General features: G+C 33.7%; 7 protein-coding genes. All 7 read right to left on the reverse strand.

The genetic code is table 11. From position 1 onward, the window contains the following. A partial coding sequence (locus tag LS65_RS10395) for a phage baseplate assembly protein V (protein WP_268903718.1) occupies positions 1-108 on the reverse strand: 108 nt, incomplete at its 3' end. After that, positions 109-861 (reverse strand): hypothetical protein, encoded by a 753-nt coding sequence (locus tag LS65_RS09465; protein ID WP_034362842.1) that lies wholly within the window; start codon positions 859-861, stop codon positions 109-111. It abuts the gene before it with no gap. 63 nt (positions 862-924) lie between these two features. Next, the gene (locus LS65_RS09470; protein WP_034362844.1) at positions 925-1,278 is read right to left on the reverse strand and encodes a hypothetical protein; all 354 of its coding nucleotides are present in this window, start codon (positions 1,276-1,278) and stop codon (positions 925-927) included. Between the two features lie 9 nt (positions 1,279-1,287). Then, complete coding sequence (locus LS65_RS09475) at positions 1,288-1,554, reverse strand: DUF5675 family protein (protein WP_034362845.1); 267 nt, start codon at positions 1,552-1,554, stop codon at positions 1,288-1,290. Positions 1,555-1,633: 79 nt separating this feature from the next. Beyond that, complete coding sequence (locus LS65_RS09480; RefSeq protein ID WP_052061133.1) at positions 1,634-2,053, reverse strand: hypothetical protein; 420 nt, start codon at positions 2,051-2,053, stop codon at positions 1,634-1,636. Positions 2,054-2,233: 180 nt separating this feature from the next. After that, positions 2,234-2,710, reverse strand: a complete 477-nt coding sequence (locus tag LS65_RS09485) for a hypothetical protein (protein ID WP_034362849.1) — start codon at positions 2,708-2,710, stop codon at positions 2,234-2,236. 21 nt (positions 2,711-2,731) lie between these two features. Next, a partial coding sequence (locus LS65_RS09490) for a D-Ala-D-Ala carboxypeptidase family metallohydrolase (protein WP_236096706.1) occupies positions 2,732-3,426 on the reverse strand: 695 nt, incomplete at its 5' end.

The following is a 3,426-nucleotide window of genomic DNA, read 5'->3' on the forward strand; positions in this document are numbered from 1 at the left end:
ACTTTGGTTATAGAGACTTCCACTCACATAAGGCTTATCTATATCCTCATCAAAGAAAGAAACAATCACTTCATCTCCAATTCTTGGAGTATGGTAAAAACAACTCATTCAAAATCCCCACGAAAGTTGAGATTTATAGATATAGCCTTCTATTTTTTTGCCTTTTTTGTCTGTAAAATAGACTTTATACCAACCATTTTTTGGTAAGCTTTCGGTGTAAAGCTCTATTTGCTCGTTATCAACAAATCCATAATTTTTCATTATTGATATGGTTTGAGCCTTGACAATTTTAACATCTAGATTGTCTTTGAGGAATTTTGCACGATTAACAAGCCACGAAAGATTATTTACATCGTCTATATCTATATTTGTCTCATATTTAGATACAGGAAACAAAAATCCAAAAACAGGGAAATTACTATCACTCAAAGAGCCTTCTCCTGCTATAAAACTTGTGTATTCCTCGCCCTTTGGTGCTACTGATGCAAGCTTCGCTACAACCCTTGATTGCCCATTTGGCTCTTCTCTCATATTGACATACCAATCTTTTGAAAAGGGATGGATTTTATCATCGCTCATATCGCCTTTACAATAATGAATCTTATTGACATCAGTTACATTAGTGTGATAGATTTTGCACTTTTGCTCTAAAATCTTTTGTTTCTCTTGCTCTGCTAAAGGCAAAATCTCCTTAATATCAAATAATCCAAAATTATAGGGCACTGAAGTAAGATAACCCAACACAACATTATCAATTTTAAGGCTCACAGGGATAAGAATATAAGGTTTATTTTCTAATTCTTTTTCTATGTGTTGGTGTATGCGCTTGAGTTTGGGATATTGATTGGTTCGCAAAAACATACCCAAACCATCAAAGCTAAGTTCATTGGGAGTTTGGAAAAACGATGGATAAACCCTTGCCGATCATTGCTGTCGTATATTAGATTTTTCCTCTTGAAAAGTATCAAAAACATACAATGAAAAAGGGTTGTCTTTTGATTCATTGATGATACCTAGTCGGACAGAGTATTGCACATTTGGACAATTTATTGCTATATTGGATTCTATGCCACATAGCTTTTTCGTAATATACAAAAATCCTCGCACTTCAAACGTGGTATCAGAATCTATCTGGCACACTTCACTAGCATTGGGTGCAAATTCTTTGATAGTGCGGGGCACTCCATCGCCATTATCATATTCCACAACTTGAGATAAAACAAAACTATTACAACACGCAATACCAAAAAGGATTGCAAATATCTTATTGCGCTTCATTATTCCCCCTTATTGATTGATTTCTATATTTTCCTCACGAATTACTATTTTAAAATTTTTCACGACATTTTCATTTGTTTTGTCACAAGCCTTTGTTTGTGTTGCATTGATATAACTTTGTGGGTCATGCCTAATTATTGCCCCAATCAGCTTTTCAGTCATTTCTGTTGAATTGCCAGTGACATTATTTTTGTAGGTTTTATTTGGCATAAGACACCCTAAAGAATCATAACCTGTATTACCTATATGAATTAATATGTCTTTTCTACTTCCCATATTAGTTCCATTAGAAAAATTGCTTGATTATCATTCGTAAAAAGTTTAGGCAGAGCATTTGGTGTATCAGGGAAAAACACTAATCTTGCCTAAAAAATATCACATATTCAAGCTCGAGATACTTTTTGCATGGCTCTCCTATGTCTCTATTGCCCACAATTCTTAAACGCTTCTTTGTGTCGCTCTCATCAGCGGGGTCGCATTGTATTCTAAAACTTTGCAAACATTCATCAGCCACATTCCAATATTCAATAGCGAAATAGCCCCTCCCTTCTTCATCTTCATTGCTCTCTAGTCCAAACTCACTATATTTATCCACAGCCTTGCCACTTAGCAAGGTCTTGCCATTTTCTTTAAACGCAAAAGTAATTTTCTTTTTATCGCTTTGCATAATAACTATCTCTATGCCATCACTTAGCCTATTTCTATAGATTTCCTCTGCACTATCCGCAAAGCATATGCTAAATACTAAACCTATCAATATCACAAACTTTTTCATCGTGTGCTATCTCCTTTACCTACAAATTTGCTATCCATTAGGGGCAGCTCATAATTTGGAGTATGTCCTAATGGATACACAAAAGCCTTAAAATTGTTTGTTGGGTATTCGCTATATTTTACTGAAATGCTCTTTACATAACATAACTTTTCTCGATATTTACACCCTTTTCGCACAAAACTAATAATCATTAAAATAAAAATTTCTTACCTCAATAAGTGTCTGTGTAGAATCTACCTGCCTAAAGCTATAATACACAACACCATTCTCATATCCTATGCTTAAAACCATAAATGTAGGATTGACAAATTCATAAACAATATTGATTGTATCACTATATAGTTCGAGATTATTGTATTCATATTGCAGATTCTGTTTGGGGAGATGTTCTTTAAAAGCCTTTTTATCAGCCTGCTTGGAAATAAACTCCTTATACGCATTCTCTAAATTAGCCTCTATGACATATTCCTTAAGTATCTTGTCCGCACAAGTAGAAATACTGCTATCCTTGACAAAGCTATGCCCATCAAGAATCTCTTTACAAGAAACATTATGATATTTTAGCCCCAATTCTTTGTCAAGCTCTAATGCTTCACTTTGTGCATTGATGCTACTTATAAACCCAAATAATAAGCCTATATAAAGTAAGTATTTCATTGGTTTTCTCCTTGGTGATAATTAAATTTTATCTAAATCACTAATGCTATCTAACAAAGGGCAATTATTTGCTTGTCCATTAGGCGAATATCTATACTCTGTTTTCTCTACCCACTGATTACCATATTGCATTCTCCTATTTGCAACATACTTATCATCAAAAATGGCACAATGTAGCCAAACAGAATTTTTGTTTCTTTCGATGATAATTTGGCTAAAAGTCTTGTCTCTATCTATACCTTGTATTCTTTCTGCTGGATTACTACTATATAGGGCTTTATAAATCAATTTTAGTCCTTCTTTAGAGAATATGCCATTTTTAACAAAAATCATATCAGCCGCAGAAGCACTTAAATGTTGTGATGTTTTAGAAGCATTAGGCTCAAGCTTTTTGTTTAATTCAGGGCATCTAACTCCCGATGTAATTTGCAGTATATAGCCATTATTAAGAGCAAATTGCCTAATTTTTTCAAGTTCTGCACATAGTTTCTTTAGCTGCCTGTTGTATTTTGGTTGCATTGCAAATTTTTTGTTTAAATCTATATACATCTGTCCATAACTTGTTTGTATCATATCTTTAACCCAAAAATGCTCACTTAATCGTTCCGACACTTCCTCCTCATACCCCACCTCTAGTTTCACCTTATCTATTTCATAACCTTGAGTTTTGAGAGTATCTATCTTTTGTTTGAGATTCAATATAAAGTCTTTATAAG

This window comes from Helicobacter japonicus (assembly GCF_000762845.2).
Taxonomy (GTDB): domain Bacteria; phylum Campylobacterota; class Campylobacteria; order Campylobacterales; family Helicobacteraceae; genus Helicobacter_C; species Helicobacter_C japonicus.

What these genes read in the sequence shown, in the direction of transcription:
- LS65_RS09465 (WP_034362842.1), bottom strand. Translation starts at nt 861, where the DNA reads ATGTTTTTGCGAACCAATCAATATCCCAAACTCAAGCGCATACACCAA.
- LS65_RS09470 (WP_034362844.1), bottom strand. Translation starts at nt 1,278, where the DNA reads ATGAAGCGCAATAAGATATTTGCAATCCTTTTTGGTATTGCGTGTTGT.
- LS65_RS09475 (WP_034362845.1), bottom strand. Translation starts at nt 1,554, where the DNA reads ATGGGAAGTAGAAAAGACATATTAATTCATATAGGTAATACAGGTTAT.
- LS65_RS09480 (WP_052061133.1), bottom strand. Translation starts at nt 2,053, where the DNA reads ATGAAAAAGTTTGTGATATTGATAGGTTTAGTATTTAGCATATGCTTT.
- LS65_RS09485 (WP_034362849.1), bottom strand. Translation starts at nt 2,710, where the DNA reads ATGAAATACTTACTTTATATAGGCTTATTATTTGGGTTTATAAGTAGC.